Raw genomic sequence first — 20,484 nt, forward strand, 5'->3', positions numbered from 1 at the left:
ATAATATTATATGAAGGTGCTAATGAGTAACAACGTTAATAGTAGTATAGAACTGTTTGTTCACTCATCAAACTATATTCTTTTAGCCGCAGGCTTGATACTTTTTTTTGCAATAGTTTCACAGTTTTTATCATGGAGGTTAAAACTTCCATCAATTTTATTCTTGATCTTAAGTGGTATTTTTTTAGGACCTATTTCTGAGCTTATATTCCAAGGTGGTTTTAAACTTGTAGATGGTAATATAATTTTTGGTGAAGCATTGTCTCCTTTTGTGTCAATATGTGTGGCAATTATCCTATTTGAAGGTAGTTTATCACTGAATTTTAGTAAGATAAAAAACGTAAGTAGTGTGGTTGTTTTGTTAATCACAGTAGGCTTGGCTTTAACTGTAATCTTTACAGCGGTGTTTTGCTATTATGTTATAGGGCTTAACCTTGAATTATCAATGCTAATAGGAGGTATCACATGTGTTAGTGGCCCAACAGTTGTTCCTCCATTGATGCGTACAGTTAGACCTAAAAGACATGTGGCAAGTATCCTAAAATGGGAATCTATAATAGTTGATCCTATTGGCGCACTTGTTGTAGTTTTTATGCTGTCATGGTTTGTTATTGGTGGTAATTTTGCTGGAGAAGCAAATGGTGCAAGTCTTTTCATCGCTTATATGGTTTTTGTGTGTATATTAGGGATAGGGGCAGGCTTTGTATTTGGTTATTTCATAGGGCTTAGCTTTAGAAGGCATTATATACCAGAATATTTAAAAAGTTTTTTTGTATTAGCCGTTATAGTTGTTGGCTTTATTATGACAGATGCTGTTATGCATGGTGCAGGATTGCTTATGGTAACTGTTGCTGGGTTAGTGATGGCTAATATGAAAGATGTTCGCATGTCAGACATTGTTTCATTTAAGGAAAACCTTAGTATTGTAATCATATCTGTAGTATTTATAGTTTTAGCAGCAGAGATAGATTTTAGTTTGTTTAAAGATTATTGGTGGGCATTAATAGAAGTATTTTTATTCCTACAGTTTATTTTACGTCCAGCAGTAGTTTTTATCTGTAGTTTAGGTTCAAAAACAACTTTTGCTGAAAGAGTTGTGATGGGGATGATTTATCCGCGTGGAATTGTAGCTGCATCAGTAGCTGCACTAGTCGCCGTCAAGATTACCAAGTCTCATCCTGAACTATATACTGAAGCCAATACTTTAGTCTTCTTTGTGTTCATGATAATTGTATTTACAGTTATTTTTCAAAGTATTTTCACACCATCTATTTCTAAAGCTCTTGATGTAACTGAACCGGAAGGAAAAGGCTTTTTAATCATAGGTGGGAATAGATTTGCACGTGAGTTAGCGGAAATTTTTGTAAAAAATGATATAGAGGTAGTTATCACAGACTCTTCATGGGGAAATGTTCAAAAGTGTCGTCAACTTGGGCTAAATACTTATTATGGTAGTCCAGTATCTATACATGCTGATTGGAGTATTAATTTAGTAGGTATTGGATCAATGCTTGGTCTATCGACTAGTGAATATGTTAATGCTGTTTCTGCTATGAAATACAGATATGAGTTTGGGGCTGATAATACATATGTATTGCGTACAGCTCAGAAAGAAAGTTATAAAGGTATTGGCTCCATAGAAACTAATCTTGCTAATTTACTTTTTGAGGAAGGAGTTGATTTTAACATCTTAATAGAAAGGCTCAATAATGGTGCCAAAATTAAGAGCACTAATATTACACCAAACTATAATTTGGAAAAATTCTTTACAGACAATATTAATGCAATTCCTTTATTTATAATTGATGATGCTGGCTATGCTCAACCATTTGTAGCAGGTAAAAAAATAAAATTTGAAACTTATAGTTTGGTATCATTAAGAGATGATACTAGTCCAAATAAGGATCAACTATGTCTAAATGTATAAGAAGTTTTAATGGTAAATACCCTAAAGTTCCAAATTCAGCTTATGTAGATGATTCTGCGGCGGTTATTGGTGATGTTATCCTTGGGGAAGATGCCTCTGTTTGGCCACAAGTTAGTGTTAGAGGTGATCTACTAACAATTAGCATTGGTAAAGGTACAAATATCCAAGATTGTAGTACTCTTCATACAACTGAGTATCCAAAAAATTCTGGTCAGGGTTTTCCTCTAATTATAGGTGATAATGTTACAGTTGGCCATGGTGTTATACTGCATGGGTGTGAGATAAAAAATAATTGCTTAATTGGAATGGGATCTATAGTTTTAGATGATGCAGTAATTGAACCATGGGTCTTTTTAGGTGCTGGTAGCTTAGTTCCTCCTGGTAAAGTACTTGAGTCTGGTCACTTGTATGTAGGATCACCAGTTAAAAAGATTAGACCGATAACTGAACAAGAAAGAGAAATTATTAAAGAGAATGCACAGCACTATGTCAAAGTTAAAAATAGGTATAAAGCAGAAGCTTAAATTAGCAATAGTTTATATTTTTACAGTATTTTTAGTATCTTGTGCTACTACAGATTCTGAAATATCTCCAATTAGTGAAAAAGCTACTTATCAGCAAGATCAAGTACAGCAACAACTCACCAAACTTAAAAAATGGCAAGCAAAGGGTGTAATTGGGATTATATACAATAACAAAGCAGATTCTGCAAATTATATATATTCTCAAAATGGTAATGATTTTAGTATCAAACTATATGGACCTTTAGGGATTGGTAGTGTTGAAATATATGGAGATCTTAATAGCGTAACACTTGAAAATAGCAAAGGGCAGAAAGCTCAAGCTAAAGATGCAAAAGCTTTGATGTTAGAGCAACTGGGCTGGTATGTACCTGTAGAAGGACTTAAATATTGGATAAAAGCTATCTCAGTCCCTAGTATTGAAAAAAGTATTCAGTTAAATAAAAATAATCTAGTAGATAATTTGACTCAAGATGGTTGGAATATAAAATACAAAGGCTATGAGCTTGTTGATGATAAATATCCACTCCCGTCTAAAATAAGAATGTCGAGAGATAATTTAATTCTAAAAATAGTTATAAAATCATGGCAAGTATAGAATCTAAGAAATATAAAAGTTATGCAAAGATAAATCTATTTCTGCATATTCTAAAGAAGCGTGATGATGATTACCATAACCTGCAATCATGGTTTACTTTTGTAGATTTATATGATGAACTAACTTTTTCTTTTAACAATTCTAATGAAATAAATATCACAAGTAATATCAAAATTGATTCAAAAGAAAATAATCTGATTTATAAGGCTATTGTTTTATTTGCTAAAACATACAGTGTGCAAGCTATTGGCGTCGATGTTGATGTGACTAAAAGAGTACCAATGGGGGCAGGTCTTGGCGGTGGGAGTTCGAACGCAGCAACAACTCTTATGGCTATGAGGAATTATTATTTACCAGACTTATCTAATAAAGAGTTGATTCCTCTAGGAGCAAAGCTTGGAGCTGATGTTCCAATATTTTTATATGGTAAGTCAGCTTGGGCAGAAGGCATAGGTGATGTATTGTACCCTAAAAGTTTTGAGCCTAAACATGCTTTATTGATTAAGCCTAATATTCATATTAGCACAAAAGAATTTTTTGAAAGTGAGAAGCTTATTAAAACAGTAGAATTGTTATCAAAGGATCTACAGTTTAATAAAGACCTTATGCACAATGATTTTGAAAATGTATTTTTTGCTAAATATCCAAAATTTAAAGAAGAGCTTTATAGTTTAAATACTGACTTCAGAATGACAGGAACGGGATCTTGTTTTTATCTTCTTTCCAAAGATAAAGCAAAACTACAACAACTTGCAAGAAAAGTTGATAAATCTCTTGACAAATGGCTAGTCAAAACATTAGAATATGCCTACTAACTTTTTGGTTAGTTTCATTACTGGGCTATCGCCAAGCGGTAAGGCAACGGGTTTTGATCCCGTCATGCGCAGGTTCGAATCCTGCTAGCCCAGCCATAGAAATTTCACTAGTGTTTAAAAAATGAGTTATATAGTTTAATATATTTATATATGATAATTACTAATAACTATTATGATAGCAATTACAATTTTTTACTTGCAGCCCGTTTTACTACTAGTTTTTGTATATTTGTTGATGAAGCAGAGAAAAATTGCTTGGATGTTTGCAATCTTCACCTATCTTTGTCCCCTCTTAAGGGAGGTTGTTTACCTAAATGCTCAAATGCCTGATGGTTATTATATTTATGCCTTTGGTAATGATTTGCTTTACATTGCTTTAGCTATATTTAGTGGGGTAATATGGTCTAGAGTAAAAATACCTTTTACTTCTATTCAGAAGAATGATTGCTTTAAGGTTTTGATAAAAATACTGGTTTTACTGCTTATTTATACTTTAATCAATCTAATTGCTTTACCTTTTCTTAAGATGAACTTTGCAGCTGCTGGTTTTGCGATGAGTCTATATACGTTAGGTGATATTTTTATGTTGTCAGGGCTTCTAATGGCGGCTTTACATTATAGGGTTTTTATATTACTTTTTGTTATAGGTTTCGGGTTAACTATTATGGTAAATATTTATTTCATTTTTGAGCATCCTCAGTACTACCTGTACTCTGTATATAATTACTATTCTATAATTATGAGTAGCTTAGCTATAGTTGTGTTAGCCTATGGACATAAAAAATTTTTGAATAAAAACTTTGCACGACAGGTGTATATCTAGTTATACTTATTTGTTAAATAGTGTATTTACTAAGTAGGAATTAATTAATGTCCGAAAATTATCATATAGGAACTCCAGGTCAAAAATGGGGTGATCAAGAAAAACAACAGTGGTTTGCTGAACAAACAATTAAAAGATCATACAAAGAGGAAGCAGAGCAGAAAATATTAGCATTATCTGAGCAAGATTTTGATATAGAGTGTTATGGTAAGCTAGAGTATTCTGTTGGTAGTTATAACTTGTATGCTATAAAAACTAAAAACTGGGATGCTAAGAAGCCGTATATACTAGTTACAGGTGGTGTACATGGTTATGAAACCAGTGGTGTACAAGGAGCTATCAGTTTTGCACAAACAAAAGCTTTGGAGTTCGTTAAAGATTATAATATTGTGATCTTACCTTGTTTAAGTCCATGGGGGTATGAAACTATCAATCGCTGGAATCCTGATGCTATAGACCCAAATAGATCGTTCTTTTTAGAAAGTTATTGCAATGAAGCTACTTTGGCTATGCAATATGTATTTTCTTTAGGTATAGAGTTTCTAATGCATATAGATCTTCATGAAACTACAGATACTGATGATAGTGAGTTTAGACCAGCGTTAGCAGCACGAGATGGCATTTTTATTGATAAATGGACAGTGCCAGATGGTTTTTATTTAGTCGCTAATGAGAAGAAGCCACATTATGATTTCCAGAAATATATCATTGATGCTGTAGCTAAAGTTACGCATATCGCCCCAACAGATCCAGATTCTAATATTTTAGGGGATGACACTATCAAAGATGGCATTATGGCTTGTGATTCTGGAGGAGAAAAACTTTGTATGTCATTTACAACTGCAGAGTATACAACTACTACAGAAGTTTACCCAGATAGTCCGAAGACTAACTCTCAAGAATGTACCTTAGCCCAAGTTGAAGCTATTGTCGCAGGGTTAGAGTTTCTAAAAAGCAAATAATAGGGAATAAATAATGTTAACTGGTTTGATTAATGTTGCAGATTTTTTGATTAGCATAGTTTTTGGATTGTATGCTTTTATACTGTTGTTTAGATTTTTTTTACAATGGGTAAAAGCCGATTTTTATAACCCAGTTTGTCAAATGATTATGCGAGCTACAAATAACGTTATAATACCTCTTAGAAAATTTGTACCAGGGTTTTTAAATCTTGACTGGTCATGTATTGTAGCCGTATATATTGTATTTGTTATCCAAAATTTACTTTTAGGTTTGTTGAATGGATTGGGACTTAATATGGTCTTTATTTTTATTAAACCTTTCGTTGATATAATCTTTGCTGTTATAAATATGTATGTTTATTTGATAATTATAAGAGCTATAGCTAGCTGGTTCGTACAGGGTGGTATGAATCCTATTTTTATAATTATTCATCAAGTGACAGAACCATTATTAGCAAGAGCTAGAGAGATTATTAAACCTAGATCAGGGTTTGATTTCTCACCAATAATAGTTTTACTTGTACTATTTTGTATTCAGATTTTCTTACAAAGCGTTTTAGCACAGCTTTTTCATTATTAATTTTTAAATTCTTATTTTCTTGTTAAGAGCATCTTATATGCGCTATCACCATTTTCATAAAAATGAGCTATTTGCTTACTAATTTTAAAATTTAGTTTTTTGTATAAAGAAATAGCATTAGTATTGCTTGTATTTACTTCTAGAGAAATGTTTTTAGTAGAGTTATCAAGAATATACTGTAAGAGTTTTTTACCAACTCCTTGTCCCTGAAAATTTTGATTAACAGCTAGAGAATATACTCTAATAATATTTTTATATTCAAAGCATAGTATATATCCCACCAATAAATTCTCTAGCTTGGTAACAAAAAAATACTTTTGTTTTTTAATATGGTAGGCAAACTGTTTTCTAGATATTTTATCTGATGTGAAAATAGAATTTTCAAGCACTACAATCGAATCAAGATCTTTTAATTGAACTTTAGATATTTGCATAAGGAAGTTTCTTATAATTCATTCTATTTAAAAATTCTAACATGATTGTATCGTATAGTTGTTCGCCTACATAAGCATCTTCAATATCTGAATCTATAGATGGATTATCATTAATTTCGATAATAATAGGCTTATTATCAACAACCTTGATATCTATGCCATATAATCCATTACCAATAGTTTTTGCCGCTTTTAGAGCTATTTTGATTACAGCTTTATCTACTTGATGGATAGCAAATGCTTCAGAATTGCCATGTTGGGTAGTTTTCTTACCATGGTTTGTGATTTGCCAATGTCCTTTTGCCATATAGTACTTACAAGCATATATTGGTTTGTTATTTAAAATTCCAATACGCCAATCAAAGTCTGTATAGTAATATTTTTGGGCAATTATTATTGAAGATTGTTCAAACATAGAGTCAAGAGTTTGCTTTAATTCATCAATAGAACTTGCTTTTTTAACACCTTTTGAAAAAGATCCGTCAGGAATTTTTAACACTATTGGTAAGCCGAGCTGATCAATTAACTCTTGTGGTGAAAAACTATCGTTTTTGAAAATAAGCTTGCCTTCTGGAGTAGGGATTTTATTTTTCACCATTAGGTTATGTAAGTAAACTTTATTTGTACAACAAGTTATAGATTCGGTATCATCAATTACGACAAGATTATTATCTTCGGCTTTTTTAGCAAAGCTATAGCTATAGTGATTAATAGATGTTGTCGTTCTAATAAAAAGACCATCATACTCAAGTAAGCTCATATAATCATCTTTGGTTATCAAATCTGTATATATGCCTAAATTGCTTGCAGCTTTTTGAAAGTTTTTCAAAGCTTTACTATCACTGGGAGGAAGTACTTCTTCAGGATCATGTAGTATAGCTAGATCGTAAGAGTAATTTCTTTTATTTTTGCGTTTGCGCCAAACTTTAGTACTAAAACTATTCAAAGCATTTGCAAAGATTGTTTGTTCACTATCATTAAGAGAGCTAAGTTTACCAATAGTAACTATTTTTAGTTTCCATGATAAATTTTGTTTTTCTAAAATTACCTCTAATATTGGTGTAGGGTAAGTTTCAAATATTTTCTTAGCAGTTTTTTCTAATCCTTTTATACTAGTAACACCAAAGAAAATCTTCATACTAAAATGCTCTTCTTTAAATGAATTTAGAATTTTATGATCTTTATTAATTAAATTAGATAAAGGAATTTCTTCAAAGTGACTAATGCTATTGAGTGTTTCCACTGTTGGTATAATTGTATCTTTATTTGAGTGTGCTAATAAACAGGTATAATAGCCTTGGTCTAAATATGCCATTTGCTCTGATAAATTTATAATATAATTTGGTTTGGTGCTGATATTCTGTAAGTATTGGTGTGTGGTTTCTAAATTTGGATAAGAATAGTACGGAGACCATGTATCTTTGCTATCAATAAGTATTTTTAAGGGCTTCATATAGCCTCGTGTTGTGATTTAAGCGAGCGTATTATCTGCTTTTTTTTGTAAATTGCAAGCAGTTTTTTGTGAAGCTAATTTTTATTGTTTTTTTGATTGTAAAGCATATTTCATAATGCTATAACTTTAGTATATATCTCTAATTTTTTATCAACGGGAGTAGTTGGGTGCTATTTAAAGGTATCAAAACCAAGAATATTGTGTGTGCAGGTCTAGCAACAAGTATGGAGTATTTCGATTTTACGCTGTTTTCTTTATGTATTATCTATATATCTAAAACTTTCTTTCCAGATACTATGAGCTCTTCTGAGCAAATTATTTCTGCATTTGGGTTATTTGCTGCAGGGTATGTTATGCGTCCCATTGGTGGAATATTTTTTGGTAACCTGGGGGATAAAATAGGGCGTAAAAAAGTTCTTATAATAACAGTTGCACTGATGAGTTTATCGATGGTTATAATGACTTTTACACCTTCGTATAATGTAGGAGGTTTGAGCTCGATACTCTTAATCCTTGTTGCTCGATTTATACAAGGATTTTCAATTGGTGGTGAATACAATGGTGTTATAGCGACACTTAGTGAGCAAGCAGATCATACAAACAGAGCAAGTGTAACTTCTATGGGGACTTTTCTAGAAGGAAATGGATGTCTTTTTGCTGTTGTCTTGATGGTTATTTTAACGACTGTTTATACTGATAAGCAGATGTATGATTACGGTTGGAGAATAGCTTATGGAATTGGAGTCGGCTTTTCAATAGTTGCCTTAATTGCTCAATTTATTCAAGATGAGTCTCGCCAGTTTATAAAAGTTAAAGAGGAAGGTCATATTTTAAAAACTCCATTTCTAGTGGCAATTAAAAGCTATCTATATCAAATTTTTATAGTTTTTTGCTTAGCTGGTTATCTTGGCGTAGCATATTATATGATTATGGGTTTCATGCCATCATATATGGAACATGATCTAAAGATTAACTATAATACTGTTATGTGGATGAGCGCTATAGCATCATTTGGTTATGCTTGGAGTGCACCATTTTGGGGTAGATTAGCTGATAAAATTGGTCGTAAGCCTGTACTTTTAAGTAATGCTGCTTTAATAGCTATTTTGATTTATCCAACATTTATGACTTTGACTACAGACAATGTCTGGTTGATCGGATCTGCTTTAACTTTATTGTTAATCTTAATTGCTGGAGCGACAGCTACTTTTGTAACTTTGATTAACGAGCTTTTCCCAACAAATGTACGCTTTAGTGGAGTTGCTACAGGATATAATGTGAGTAATGCAATCTTTGGTGGTACAACGCCTTTAGTAGCTAGTTTATTTATATTTTTATTTGGTCAATTTGGCGCAAGTTATTATCTTATTGTTTTAACAGTCATTTTGTTTATTCTATTGTGGAAAATGCCAGAGACTAAAGGTGTCGAATTTAGTTCACAGCATCAGGCGGATTGAAAAGTTATCTAATCCTTTACATATTAATCAAGAAATATTAAATTAATAAAGTAAGGTTATTAATTAAGGTAGGTATTCATGGAAGATCGTGTAATTAAAAGAGGTGAAGAAATAGAGTATATAGAGACAGCGGTCAAAAAAGCTAAAAGCTACATTAAAACAGAGTTGTTAAAATTAGATGCGGTAAGAAACAATCCGGAGTTAGAGAGTTCTTTGGTTAAGCTGTTGCCTATACTTCATAGTCTTTTCTTTCCTTTAGGTAGAATTGAATTAGAAGTTGAAAGTTTAGAGTATCAAAAGCAAGAGGTAATCAAAACTTTAAGAAAGGCAGAGAAAAAAATATATGAGTTATCGAGACTTGTTAAGCAAGAAAGTCAAGGAACAAAACACTAGGAAATTGAGATGTCAGACGATAAGAAAAAGAAGAAACGCCCATTAGATGACTATGTAGCTAATACTCCGACTGTTCAAGAGATAGACCATGTTGGAAAGTATGGTGAAGAACCGTATTGGCTACATGTAATCCAAGATGTAGATACTGTTAATGACTGGTTTGAACATCCTATACAGCTACATGCGGTTAATAAGCCATCTTATGCAAAAGATTGGACAAAAGCAGCTCACAATTTAATCCATCAAAAAGTAAAAGACTTAGATAAAGATTGGCAAGAACAATCAATAGATTCAATAGAACATGATGATACTGATTTTACAGATTTAGATGCTAGAGGTGGAGCTATAATAGCTAATACCTTTAAAAAAGGTACAGACTTTAGTGATGCTAAGTTTGATAAAGCTAAAATAGGTGGTGGAGTATATGAAGATTGTAAGTTTACTAATAACTCATTTACTTCTGCTCAAATAGGATTTTTGGAATTTATAAATTGTTCATTTAGCAATGTGAACTTTGATAAAGTTAGTTTTAGAGAAGTTATTTTTAGAAATTGTAAATTTAAAGATTGTAGCTTTGTAAGTACACAGTTTCATACTTCAGATATATATGATAGTGATATTGTAGATTGTGTGTTTAATAAGGAATTTTGGTATTTGAGTGAAATACATAGAAATACATTTACAAACAATGAGTTTAACAAAAGCCAGTTTAGTGGAGTGTTAATAAAAGATTGTAATTTTAAAGATAATAGTTTCTTAAAAAATACAACTATCCAAAGCGGAGTTTTTGATTGTGAATTTAGTAATAACCAATGGTTAAAATGTGGTTTCACAAATAATAGTGATTATAGAAATGTAACTTTTTATAATGAAAATATACATCAATGTAACTTTGCTAGAGCTGATTGGGTAAATGTAGAAGTACAAAACTCAAAGTTTTATAACAATGATTTTGAATCAACAGAGTTTCACAGTAGTAGTTTTGCTGATTGTGAGCTTGTTGGAGATAACTTTGCGACGGCTATATTTAGTGAGGATAGTAAGCTAGTAGGTTGTGATTTGTTACAGGTTAATGTGACAGGGGCTACTATTAGAGGAAATGGAGTAACTATTTATAATTGTATATTAGATAAATTTATTTATGCTTTTGCAATGTTACCTAAAGACTTTGATGAGAGCCAACTAAAAAGAACTTCACAAGCACAAGTTAAACCTTTGACTGATAAGGATTTGAGAAAGCCAAGAGATGCAGAAGATAGTGATAAAGACACATCTAAACCACTAAAAAATCTACCAGATAAAGATGCCGCTGTGCTTTGTGAGTTGGTCTATGAAGAATCGTTTTTGAGGTCTATTACTCGTCAAAAAGATAAATCATTAGCAGATTTTCTTTATCTTTCTAAAGGTGTTATAGATACTGATGTATTGCCTATATTATCAGATAGTGCAAGATTAGATTATGAAAATTATGCAGATTATTATTATCCAGTTTTAGATAAATATAAATTAGTTGCAGTAAATCCTAGTAGTTCAGATGGGTATTTTAGTATAGCGATAGCTAATAAGAATGATGGTAAAAATATAGGTATTTATGTTATTACAAGAGGTAGTTATAACATGTATAACTATTTGTCAGATATAGATATGGCAAGTAGTTTTTTACCTGGTATATTTCATGAGGGTATTTCGTTTGTTAAAAGCATTTTAGCTAGTAATAGTAATGTTAAATATTTAGGTTTTAGTGGTCATAGTTTAGGTGGTTCAGTTTCACAAGCTCAAACAGTATACTTTGAAGCAGAACAAGATAAGAAATATACAATTAGTAAATGTAAAAACTTTGAGCCATTTGGTATAGGTAATATTTTATCTAATTTGAATAATAGTACATCTGTGAATACTGATTTAATGGCTAGATATAAAGGAACACCTAAGGCTTATTCTAGTTTAATTTCTAATTTTTATAGAGTTGGAGACTTGGTTTCAGAAAAAGAATTAGATGCAATATTGGGACGGGTAAATAAAATAGAAACTAATTACACAATGGGCGAGAGTATGGAACGAGGCAAGAAGTTTGATATTCCAGAAGAACCACCTAAGTGGTGGGAAGACCCAGTAATTAGAAGAAATCAAAATGATATAAACACGCAAATGGGAGCTACTCAGATACTTATTGATAGAATGTATAGTCTTCATACAATGACTAACTATAAGTATCAAGGTTTTAATCCTAGCTTAGAAGCAAATAGTTTAAATATAGATAATGTAGAAATATTGATAGCTAAGGGATCTACTAGCGATAAAGAAAATTATAATTTTGTGTTTCAAGCTATCAATGGATTTAAGGAAATTAAGTAGATGGGATATTTACTCAAATATTTTTCTTTGGCTTTTATTTTATTTTTTCTATCTAGCTGTAGTTTAGAAACATTATCTCCTAAAGCTAGTAAACAAGAGCAAGAACAGGTTAAACAAGAAGTCCTTAGTATCCTTGAGAAGGAATATAATCAACCATTTAAAATACTAGATTTTAATTATGATTATAAGTTTCATTATAAAGTTTCATTTTTAGTTGTTGTAGGTAAAAGATATGGTACTTATACATTTAAGCTTAGAACTGTAAATAAGCCGATTTTATCATCAACTATAAAACTTACAGATATGCAAGAGTCTCCAATATCTAATTTTAAAGAATTATATTTAAAAAACTTTTATTGTGGAACTTTAGCAAGCTATTATAAACATGGTAAATTAAACTCAAGTATCCGTAATAATGGTGTTGAACAAGTTAAAAAATATTGTGATGAGAGAGGACAAAGTTATTATAAGAAGTGGCAGTAAGTAATAAATATTAAGAATTTGAAATGAGTATAAAAGAAATATTACAAACTAAAGAGTGTGCTTCACAGCTTAAAGATTATTAATCTTTAGTAATTATTTGTTGAGCTTTTATAAAAAATGGTAATATTAGAAGGTAACTAATAAACTATTTAATTATCTATGCTTAATATACTTAAATATATATACTATGCAATTTTCTCGATAGTGTGTCTAATGTCCAGTGCAATAGTAGCATTTGTTCCAATTTTTATTTTTTCATTGGCCAAGCTTTTGATTCCTATAAAAGGTATTAGATATTTCTGTACTTCAGTTGTGCAATACTCTGTAAGCTTATGGGTAAGTTACTCTATCTTAATTACAAAACTATTTTCTCCAACAAAAATTGAATTTGAGAAAAATGCTAGTCTTGATGCGAAAGGTTCATATTTAATTATATCTAATCATAAGAGCTGGCTAGACACTTTTATATTAATGTTAGCCTTTCATAAGAAAATTGCATTTCCAAAATTTTTTATGAAGTTTCAGATATTTTTTGTACCTATTCTAGGATTAATTGCATGGGCTTTAGAATTTCCGGCTATGCGAAGATACTCAAAAGAGTATATTGCACAAAATCCTGAAAAAAAAGGTGAAGACATCCAAAAGACGATAAATTATTGTAAAAGCTTATCTGTGCGCCCAACAACTATTGTTAATTTTGTTGAGGGGACTCGATTGACTGCAGAGAAGTTGAAAAAAAGTAATTATAAAAACCTATTAAACCCAAAGGCTGGTGGTATAGCAGTAATTTTAAAAAGTTTATCTGGTAGGATGACAGGTATATTAAATACAACAATAGTTTATGATAGCCCAGATCAGACTCTTTGGGATTTTATGGTTAGAAAGACAAAAAATATCAAAGTTAAAGTTGATTTTATCCCTATAGAAGAAGTTCCAGTTGGTGATTATTTTAATTGTGATAAAGATAAACAAAATTTCCAAGATTGGTTAAATAACCTTTGGCTTGGTAATGATAAATATATCACTGAGCAAACAAAATAAAACTTGTTATACTTAAATTTTTCCAAAGAAGTGATAATTAACCATCTTAAACTTGTTTAGAATGGAATATATAGTGAATGATTAGAATGACTTTGAGAAGAATAGGATTATTTGGCGAGAGTTTAATGAAGCCAAGCAATCTCAACAAATAAAAATAATGCTGAATATATACCCATAAAAATAAATGGCATATAAATTTCAAGCATTCTAATCGGTCTAAAAGAACCTTTTTCTTCAGCAATATGTTCTTCAGTCAGCCATACTCTTGAAGGAAGGCGTCTTTCCAAAGATGGTACTATACTACTTTTTATTTGTATATGATGTCTGAAGAACCTAACTATTTTCCACCAAGCGTAACAGAAAACTAACCCAGCAAAATAGGGGATCGCTACAAGGACCCCTGAAGGTGGATTTTCTACATTCATATTATTACTTATTGCTAAAGCTACAATACCCACTAGCAATAAGTTGATAACTAAAAAGAATAGATTAATAACAATTCTTCTATAGTTAGTTCTATCTGTTAGTTCAACATATATTCTATATTGCTCAATTAGAAGAGCATTATATTGTTCATTAGATAAACTATTTTCATCTTCATTACTCCATAGCTTATCTTGAATATCTTTGTGACTTATCTTTTCCATTTTATTCCTTTAATTTTTTATACTATCAAAAGACCCTTTTACAAAAGTAATGCTATTACATTTTTAGCTATTTAGCAAATTTACCAATTAGTAAAAGTTATCGAACTTGCTTGCCCGTTATTATATCAATAATTTTAGATGGTTGTGAAGAGTTTACTTGCGTTTCTAACACATAGATATCTTTGAATATCTTGTTTACTATAATAGGATTATTGATAAATTCCTGTCCAGATATATTAGCACTGGTAGATATTATTGCATTATTGAGTTTTGAGCAGATATCTTTGATAATATCAGTATTTACTAAGCGTAAGGCTACAGTTGGTTTACCGCCTGTTAGCCATTGAATATCTTTTTTAGCAGGGGCAATCCATGTAATTGGTTGCTGTTGCTTAGAGCATAGCTTATTGATTTGCATATCAGATAGTTTAGTTATATCAACATATTGTACTAAGTGATTAAAATCATGAGAAATTATGATAAAGCCTTTGCTAGAATCCCTTTTTTTAAGATTTATAACTTTAGCCACGGCATCTTTAGAGATATTGCAACTTAGACCGTAAACAGTATCTGTTGGGATGCTAACAACATTATTAGTTTTTAATTCAAAGACTATCTTATCTATATCGCTTGTAAGCATTTATCTTTATTATCAGAAGTATCGATTTAATTGGTGTTGGTATTTTATTACATTTTAGAAATAAAAAAACCTATAAACTAAAAATAGCTTATAGGTCTTTAATAGGTATTAGGTTTTAGATCAGTAAGAAGTTATTACTTCTTGCTTAATTGCTCTTTGATAAGGTCACCAAGAGTAGTAGGAGTCATTTGCTCTACTTTGTAGTTAGATTTGCCACCAGATACAGCAGACATATCTTCATCAACAGCTTTGATAGAAAGAGCAATGCTTCTTTTCTTAACATCAACATTGATGATTCTAGCTTCTACCTCTTGTCCTTCGCTTAACTCATCACTAACATTTTTAGTATGCTCAGCAGAAATCTCAGCGATTCTGATGAAACCATCAATGTTGTTTTCTTCGTCAAGCATAACTACAGCACCATTATCTTGGATTTTAGCTACTGTACCTTTCACTAAAGAACCTTTAGGATGAACATTAACAAAGTTCTTGAATGGATCTTCAGAAAGCTGCTTCATGCTAAGAGCAATTCTCTCAAGGTCAGTGTTAACAGAAACTAATACAGCTTCTACTTCGTCACCTTTCTTAAGTTCTTTGATAGCTTTAGCAGGGTTATCCCAAGCAACATCTGAGATGTGTACAAGTCCATCAATACCACCTTCAAGACCGATAAATACACCGAACTCAGTGATTGATCTGATCTTACCAGTAACTTTGTCACCAGTTTGGAAGTTTTTCTCGAACTCATCCCATGGATTAGCTTTACACTGCTTGATACCTAGAGATATTCTGTGGTTATCAGCATCTAATTCAAGTACGATAACTTCAACTTCTTGACCAATAGATACAGCTTTATGAGGATTAACGTTTTTGTTAGTCCAATCCATTTCAGATGTGTGAACTAGACCTTCGATACCTTCTTTTAACTTAACAAAACAACCGTAGTCAGTGATGTTAGTTACAGTACCCATAAGCTTAGCACCTACTGGAAGCTCATTAGCAATATTTAACCAAGGATCTTCACCAAGTTGCTTGATACCTAAAGAAATTCTTTGCTTCTCTTTGTCGAACTTGATTACTTTAACATCGATTTCTTGACCTATAGATAGTACATCTGTAGGGTGACTAATTCTGCTCCAAGAGATATCTGTAATATGTAGTAGACCATCAACACCGCCAAGATCGATAAATGCACCGAAGTCTGTGATGTTTTTAACGATACCTTTAAGTACGCTACCTTCAGAGATTTTCTCTAACATAGCGTCTCTATCACCAGAGTTGTTTTCTTCGATTACAGCTTTTCTAGAAACAACGATGTTGTTTCTTTTTGTGTCAATCTTAACAACTTTTAGTTCGATATCTTTGTCTTCAAGATGTGTTACATCTTTTACAGGTCTTGTATCAACTAATGAACCAGGTAAGAATGCTCTAAGGCCTTCAACATCCATAGTGTAACCACCACGAACATGATTAGTGATTTTACCAAGAACAGTTTCATTGTTTTCGAAAGCGTTTTCGATTCTGTCCCAAAGCTCAATTTTCTTAGCTTTGTCTCTTGATAATCTAGTTTCACCACAGCTGTTATCTAGAGCTTCTAGAACAACGTTGATTTTATCACCAGCAGCTACTTCTAGTTCGCCATCACTGTTTTTTAGAGAAGATACAGGAATGAAAGATTCTGATTTAAGACCAGCATCAATCATTGCAAAATCTTTATCTATACTAACAACAGTTGCTTCGATGATTTTACCTATTCTCATCTCTGTTTGTTTTAGAGACTGTTCAAATAGTTCTTTGAAATTTTCTGACATTTTTTTGATTTCCATTTTCAGTGTGGTTGGTTATACATAGTTTGCAAGTACCCACCGGTTATATATAAAAATACTAGCAAACAATTTTGTAATGTGTAATATTATCTAAGTGATTAAAATTCTTCAAGAAAAATTTAAACATTTTATGTCTGATGACTATCAAAAACATATTTTTTTTATGCAAAAAGCGTATGAACAAGCACTATTGGCCTATGAGGCAGGCGAGGTTCCAATTGGAGCTGTACTTACAAAAAATGATAAAATAATAGCGAGTGCTTACAATCAAACAATAACTTTAAATGATCCAACTGCACATGCTGAAACCTTAGCAATACGTTTGGCAGCAAAAGAGCTAAAAAATTATAGGTTAACAGATACAAAATTGTATGTTACTTTAGAGCCATGTATAATGTGCGTTGGTGCTATGGTTCAAGCGAGAATATCTGAGCTAATATATGCTTGTGATGATACTCGAGTGGGTATTTTGTCTCAGAAAGAGATGCACAAAAATAAAGATATCAATCACAACTTAAAAGTGCTTAATGGAGTGATGTCTGTCGAGTGTGGAGATCTTTTAAAAAGTTTTTTCAAGGAACGAAGAAAATAAGAATATGAGTAAAGAAAAAATAGTAGTTTTATATGGTGGAGATTCTCCTGAGAGAGAAGTTTCTTTAAAGTCTGGCAAAGTTGTTTTAGACTCACTAATAAATCAAGGTTATGATGCTGTTGGTTTAGATGCTAGCGGTAGAGATCTAGTTGCAAGTCTGATAGAGCTGAACCCTGACAAGTGTTTTGTTGCATTACATGGAGAAGATGGTGAAAATGGTAGAGTATCTGCTGTGTTAGAAATGCTTGGGATTAAACACACAGGTTCGAGCATGAAATCATCGGTGATAACTATGGATAAAATGATCTCTAAAGAGATATGGATGCATCATCGTATGCCTACACCTATAGCTAAGATATTAACAGATAAGCTTGTTAGTGAAGATGAAATTAGTTTTCCTGTAGCAGTTAAACCAAGTAGTGGTGGTTCAAGCATAGCAACTTTTAAAGTTAATACTATTAATGAGCTAGAGTCTGCATATAGTGAGGCATCAAAATATGGCGATGTAATGGTTGAGCAGTGGGTTACTGGTAAAGAAATAACAGTAGCAGTTGTGAATGATGAAGTTTATTCATCTGTATGGATTGAGCCATTAAATGAATTTTATGACTATGAGTCAAAATATAGTGGTAAATCTATTTACCACTCTCCAAGTGGGCTGTGTGAGCAAAAAGAGTTAGAAGTTCGCCAGCTAGCTAAAAAAGCATATGATCTTTTAGGCTGTAAAGGCCATGCAAGAGTCGACTTTATCTATGATAATGGTGAGTTTTATTTGATGGAGATAAATTCTTCTCCAGGAATGACGGAAAATAGTTTATCACCAAAATCAGCTGCTGCTGAAGGAATAGATTTTGACGCTTTTGTTAAATCGATAATAGAACAGGCGCAATGATTAGGGCTATTCGTAAATTCTTGATATTAAGTTTGATTTTAGCAGTCTTTCTAGCTATTGGTATATATATAGTCAGCCAAACAGATAAGACTATAGCTAGAGTTGATGTTGTTTCTAATGATGGTTTGGTTTATATATCAAAACAAGATCTTATAAAAAAAGTTAGTGATTTAAGCGATAAAAAAGAATGGTTTGATATAGATGCTGATGAGATAGAAAAATATCTATATGCGGTAAAAGGGGTTGATTATACTCTTGTTAAAAAAGTTTGGCCATCGACATTGGTTATATATATGTACGATCATAAGCCGATAGCATACTGGAATAATAGTGAGATTTTATTAAATAATATGGAGATTATTAAGCCAGCTGTTTTTAGTTATGATAATGAGCTGGTTCATATAGCTAGTACTGATGATGCAAATAAAGATTATATATATCAAACATATGAAGAGTTAAATAGTATTGCTAAGCAGCATGGGCTCGAAATAATAAAAATATTTTACAAAGGTAATCAGTTTAGTTTGTTATTTGATAATGATATGGAAGTTGTTTTAGGATCAACAAAATTAAAAGGACGTCTAGAATTATTTTTTAATTCTTATAAAAAAGTAAATGACTATAAAAAGATAAAATATTTTGATATGCGCTATGATGATGGTTTTGCAGTAAAGTATGAATAGAAAAGTATTTATTTTATTGGTTTTCTATGATAATAAGCATATAATGTAGTGTAAGTGTATATTATAAAAAATATCTGTCTTAAAATTGGGGCGAAATAAATGAGTTTTGGTAGTGGTAATTTTTGTGCGGTAGATCTAGGATCTCACAAAGTAACAGTGGCGATTGGTCAGCGTGCAGAAAGTAGTGGTATAAAGATTTTAGGTGTAAGCCAAAAGAAATCAAAAGGTATTAAACAGGGCTCTGTAATAAACCTTGAGATGGCTATGGAAACCTTAAATGCAGCATTAGATGAAGCTAAAAGTATAGCAGGTGTTGATATCAAAGAAGTTACATTAGGAGTTAGTGCTCCTAGCATTAGTGGCTTTAATTCTTATGGGCTGGCTGCAGTAGAAAATGGTGAGGTTAGTATAGAAGATCTTGCTATGGCTATCAAAACGGCAAAAGCTGTGCCAATGTCAGCAGATACTGAGATGTTACATGTCTTACAGAGAGACTATATCGTAGATGGACAGCCTGGTGTTACCGAACCTATAGGTATGTTTGCTGTTAGATTGGAATCAAACGTGCACATAATAGTAGCGTCATCACGTTTATTGCAGAATGTACGTAAATGTGTTTCTAACTGTGGTTATAAAATAAGTAATCTTGTGGTTGAACATTTAGCAGCTAGTAGTGCAACTCTAACAGAAAATGAAAAAGAAATGGGTGTTTGCTTGGTTAACCTTGGTGCAGATTCTACTAGTTTTTCAGTGTTTGCAGATGGGGGGATTTGTTATACGTCAAGTATTACAACTGGTGGAAGTAGTATTTCTTCGGATATTTCAAAAGTGTTTAGATTACCAGTAGAAGCTGCAGAAAGTCTTAAGCTGCAGTATGGTTATGCTGCGAGCAAATACCTAAAAAATCCTGATGAAAAAATAGATATACCAAATTCTTTAGGTAATGCTAAGAAGAGAATATCTTTACAAGATCTTTCTTTGGTTATAGAAGCAAGAGTAGAAGAAATTTTTGAAGCTTTATATAGAGAGCTAGATAAAAATCGCTTACTAGAAGTTATATCTTCTGGGATAGTTTTTACAGGTGGTGGAGCTAAGTTAAAAGGATTAGCTAGATTGGCCGAAGATATGTTTAAGCTTCCAGTTAGAGTTGGTGGACCTATAGAAGTAACAGGAGCTAATGAAGTAGTACATAATCCTTCTTACTCAACAGTTGTAGGATTATTGAAATATGCTTCAGAACATAATTATGAAAGCCAAGATCAGAGCATTGATGATGATATGATGGAGATTGAAGAAAAGTCTGATAAGTCTAAGAAAAAATTAGTTTCATCTGTAAAAGGTTGGTTTGCAAATAATTTTTAA

Annotated in this window: 21 protein-coding genes and 1 tRNA gene; 17 read left to right on the forward strand and 5 right to left on the reverse strand. The window is 31.8% G+C overall.

Annotated elements, in window-relative coordinates:
- Positions 1–22 precede the first annotated feature (22 nt).
- The 8 genes from QI37_RS06910 (at position 23) to QI37_RS06945 (ending at position 6,226) form a co-directional block, all read left to right on the forward strand.
- A complete protein-coding gene (locus tag QI37_RS06910) occupies positions 23–1,927 on the forward strand; it encodes a cation:proton antiporter (protein WP_040009895.1) in 1,905 nt (634 codons plus the stop codon).
- On the forward strand, positions 1,912–2,451 hold the full coding sequence (locus QI37_RS06915; protein ID WP_040009897.1) for a gamma carbonic anhydrase family protein: 540 nt from the start codon (positions 1,912–1,914) through the stop codon (positions 2,449–2,451). The genes QI37_RS06910 and QI37_RS06915 overlap by 16 nt, the downstream gene beginning before the upstream one ends.
- On the forward strand, positions 2,402–3,046 hold the full coding sequence (gene lolB, locus QI37_RS06920) for a lipoprotein insertase outer membrane protein LolB (RefSeq protein WP_040009899.1): 645 nt from the start codon (positions 2,402–2,404) through the stop codon (positions 3,044–3,046). The genes QI37_RS06915 and lolB overlap by 50 nt, the downstream gene beginning before the upstream one ends.
- A complete protein-coding gene (gene ispE / locus QI37_RS06925) occupies positions 3,034–3,861 on the forward strand; it encodes a 4-(cytidine 5'-diphospho)-2-C-methyl-D-erythritol kinase (RefSeq protein WP_040009901.1) in 828 nt (275 codons plus the stop codon). The genes lolB and ispE overlap by 13 nt, the downstream gene beginning before the upstream one ends.
- A 21-nt stretch (positions 3,862–3,882) precedes the next feature.
- A tRNA-Gln gene (locus tag QI37_RS06930) sits at positions 3,883–3,957 on the forward strand.
- Positions 3,958–4,096: 139 nt separating this feature from the next.
- Positions 4,097–4,684: a hypothetical protein gene (locus QI37_RS10385; RefSeq protein ID WP_235261369.1), complete on the forward strand. Its 588-nt coding sequence runs from the start codon at positions 4,097–4,099 to the stop codon at positions 4,682–4,684.
- Positions 4,685–4,731: 47 nt separating this feature from the next.
- Positions 4,732–5,646, forward strand: coding sequence for a M14 family metallopeptidase (locus QI37_RS06940; RefSeq protein ID WP_040009903.1), 915 nt, complete (start codon positions 4,732–4,734; stop codon positions 5,644–5,646).
- A gap of 13 nt (positions 5,647–5,659) precedes the next feature.
- Positions 5,660–6,226, forward strand: coding sequence for a YggT family protein (locus QI37_RS06945; protein ID WP_040009905.1), 567 nt, complete (start codon positions 5,660–5,662; stop codon positions 6,224–6,226).
- An 11-nt stretch (positions 6,227–6,237) separates the two neighbouring features.
- Here the strand turns inward: QI37_RS06945 and QI37_RS06950 are convergent, their stop codons facing one another.
- Both QI37_RS06950 and QI37_RS06955 read right to left on the reverse strand, forming a co-directional pair.
- Entirely contained in the window at positions 6,238–6,660 is a 423-nt protein-coding gene (locus tag QI37_RS06950) for a GNAT family N-acetyltransferase (protein ID WP_040009908.1), read from the reverse strand.
- Positions 6,647–8,113, reverse strand: a complete 1,467-nt coding sequence (locus tag QI37_RS06955) for a RimK family ATP-grasp domain-containing protein (protein ID WP_040009910.1) — start codon at positions 8,111–8,113, stop codon at positions 6,647–6,649. Before QI37_RS06955 ends, QI37_RS06950 begins: the two co-directional genes overlap by 14 nt.
- Positions 8,114–8,280: 167 nt before the next feature.
- On the opposite strand from QI37_RS06955, the gene QI37_RS06960 reads away from it, so the two are divergent.
- The 5 genes from QI37_RS06960 to yihG all read left to right on the forward strand — a co-directional run bounded on the left by QI37_RS06960 (position 8,281) and on the right by yihG (position 13,842).
- Complete coding sequence (locus QI37_RS06960; protein ID WP_040009913.1) at positions 8,281–9,570, forward strand: MFS transporter; 1,290 nt, start codon at positions 8,281–8,283, stop codon at positions 9,568–9,570.
- 78 nt (positions 9,571–9,648) lie between these two features.
- Entirely contained in the window at positions 9,649–9,963 is a 315-nt protein-coding gene (locus tag QI37_RS06965; RefSeq protein WP_040009916.1) for a hypothetical protein, read from the forward strand.
- A gap of 9 nt (positions 9,964–9,972) precedes the next feature.
- Complete coding sequence (locus QI37_RS06970) at positions 9,973–12,318, forward strand: pentapeptide repeat-containing protein (RefSeq protein WP_040009918.1); 2,346 nt, start codon at positions 9,973–9,975, stop codon at positions 12,316–12,318.
- Positions 12,319–12,801: a hypothetical protein gene (locus QI37_RS06975; protein WP_040009921.1), complete on the forward strand. Its 483-nt coding sequence runs from the start codon at positions 12,319–12,321 to the stop codon at positions 12,799–12,801.
- A gap of 159 nt (positions 12,802–12,960) precedes the next feature.
- Positions 12,961–13,842: a 1-acylglycerol-3-phosphate O-acyltransferase, YihG family gene (gene yihG / locus QI37_RS06980; RefSeq protein WP_040009924.1), complete on the forward strand. Its 882-nt coding sequence runs from the start codon at positions 12,961–12,963 to the stop codon at positions 13,840–13,842.
- 122 nt (positions 13,843–13,964) lie between these two features.
- On the opposite strand, the gene QI37_RS06985 is transcribed toward yihG, so the two are convergent.
- The 3 genes from QI37_RS06985 to rpsA all read right to left on the reverse strand — a co-directional run bounded on the left by QI37_RS06985 (position 13,965) and on the right by rpsA (position 16,940).
- Entirely contained in the window at positions 13,965–14,489 is a 525-nt protein-coding gene (locus QI37_RS06985; RefSeq protein WP_040009925.1) for an intracellular proliferation membrane protein RipA, read from the reverse strand.
- Positions 14,490–14,586: 97 nt separating this feature from the next.
- Positions 14,587–15,129, reverse strand: a complete 543-nt coding sequence (locus QI37_RS06990) for an L-threonylcarbamoyladenylate synthase (protein ID WP_040009927.1) — start codon at positions 15,127–15,129, stop codon at positions 14,587–14,589.
- A gap of 134 nt (positions 15,130–15,263) precedes the next feature.
- A complete protein-coding gene (gene rpsA, locus QI37_RS06995) occupies positions 15,264–16,940 on the reverse strand; it encodes a 30S ribosomal protein S1 (protein ID WP_040009929.1) in 1,677 nt (558 codons plus the stop codon).
- A gap of 145 nt (positions 16,941–17,085) precedes the next feature.
- Between rpsA and tadA the strand changes: the two genes are divergently transcribed.
- The 4 genes from tadA (at position 17,086) to ftsA (ending at position 20,484) form a co-directional block, all read left to right on the forward strand.
- Positions 17,086–17,547, forward strand: coding sequence for a tRNA adenosine(34) deaminase TadA (gene tadA / locus QI37_RS07000; RefSeq protein ID WP_040009931.1), 462 nt, complete (start codon positions 17,086–17,088; stop codon positions 17,545–17,547).
- Between the two features lie 4 nt (positions 17,548–17,551).
- On the forward strand, positions 17,552–18,439 hold the full coding sequence (locus tag QI37_RS07005) for a D-alanine--D-alanine ligase (protein ID WP_040009933.1): 888 nt from the start codon (positions 17,552–17,554) through the stop codon (positions 18,437–18,439).
- The gene (locus QI37_RS07010) at positions 18,436–19,122 is read left to right on the forward strand and encodes a cell division protein FtsQ/DivIB (RefSeq protein WP_040009935.1); all 687 of its coding nucleotides are present in this window, start codon (positions 18,436–18,438) and stop codon (positions 19,120–19,122) included. The genes QI37_RS07005 and QI37_RS07010 overlap by 4 nt, the downstream gene beginning before the upstream one ends.
- Positions 19,123–19,221: 99 nt before the next feature.
- Entirely contained in the window at positions 19,222–20,484 is a 1,263-nt protein-coding gene (ftsA, locus tag QI37_RS07015) for a cell division protein FtsA (RefSeq protein WP_040009937.1), read from the forward strand.

It is taken from the genome of Candidatus Francisella endociliophora (assembly GCF_000764555.1).
GTDB classification, from domain to species: Bacteria; Pseudomonadota; Gammaproteobacteria; order Francisellales; family Francisellaceae; genus Francisella; species Francisella endociliophora.

Coding starts and splice junctions, on each gene's coding strand:
- QI37_RS06910 (WP_040009895.1), top strand. CDS start 23: ATGAGTAACAACGTTAATAGTAGTATAGAACTGTTTGTTCACTCATCA.
- QI37_RS06915 (WP_040009897.1), top strand. CDS start 1,912: ATGTCTAAATGTATAAGAAGTTTTAATGGTAAATACCCTAAAGTTCCA.
- lolB (WP_040009899.1), top strand. CDS start 2,402: ATGCACAGCACTATGTCAAAGTTAAAAATAGGTATAAAGCAGAAGCTT.
- ispE (WP_040009901.1), top strand. CDS start 3,034: ATGGCAAGTATAGAATCTAAGAAATATAAAAGTTATGCAAAGATAAAT.
- QI37_RS10385 (WP_235261369.1), top strand. CDS start 4,097: ATGAAGCAGAGAAAAATTGCTTGGATGTTTGCAATCTTCACCTATCTT.
- QI37_RS06940 (WP_040009903.1), top strand. CDS start 4,732: ATGTCCGAAAATTATCATATAGGAACTCCAGGTCAAAAATGGGGTGAT.
- QI37_RS06945 (WP_040009905.1), top strand. CDS start 5,660: ATGTTAACTGGTTTGATTAATGTTGCAGATTTTTTGATTAGCATAGTT.
- QI37_RS06950 (WP_040009908.1), bottom strand. CDS start 6,660: ATGCAAATATCTAAAGTTCAATTAAAAGATCTTGATTCGATTGTAGTG.
- QI37_RS06955 (WP_040009910.1), bottom strand. CDS start 8,113: ATGAAGCCCTTAAAAATACTTATTGATAGCAAAGATACATGGTCTCCG.
- QI37_RS06965 (WP_040009916.1), top strand. CDS start 9,649: ATGGAAGATCGTGTAATTAAAAGAGGTGAAGAAATAGAGTATATAGAG.
- QI37_RS06970 (WP_040009918.1), top strand. CDS start 9,973: ATGTCAGACGATAAGAAAAAGAAGAAACGCCCATTAGATGACTATGTA.
- QI37_RS06975 (WP_040009921.1), top strand. CDS start 12,319: ATGGGATATTTACTCAAATATTTTTCTTTGGCTTTTATTTTATTTTTT.
- yihG (WP_040009924.1), top strand. CDS start 12,961: ATGCTTAATATACTTAAATATATATACTATGCAATTTTCTCGATAGTG.
- QI37_RS06985 (WP_040009925.1), bottom strand. CDS start 14,489: ATGGAAAAGATAAGTCACAAAGATATTCAAGATAAGCTATGGAGTAAT.
- QI37_RS06990 (WP_040009927.1), bottom strand. CDS start 15,129: ATGCTTACAAGCGATATAGATAAGATAGTCTTTGAATTAAAAACTAAT.
- rpsA (WP_040009929.1), bottom strand. CDS start 16,940: ATGTCAGAAAATTTCAAAGAACTATTTGAACAGTCTCTAAAACAAACA.
- tadA (WP_040009931.1), top strand. CDS start 17,086: ATGTCTGATGACTATCAAAAACATATTTTTTTTATGCAAAAAGCGTAT.
- QI37_RS07005 (WP_040009933.1), top strand. CDS start 17,552: ATGAGTAAAGAAAAAATAGTAGTTTTATATGGTGGAGATTCTCCTGAG.
- QI37_RS07010 (WP_040009935.1), top strand. CDS start 18,436: ATGATTAGGGCTATTCGTAAATTCTTGATATTAAGTTTGATTTTAGCA.
- ftsA (WP_040009937.1), top strand. CDS start 19,222: ATGAGTTTTGGTAGTGGTAATTTTTGTGCGGTAGATCTAGGATCTCAC.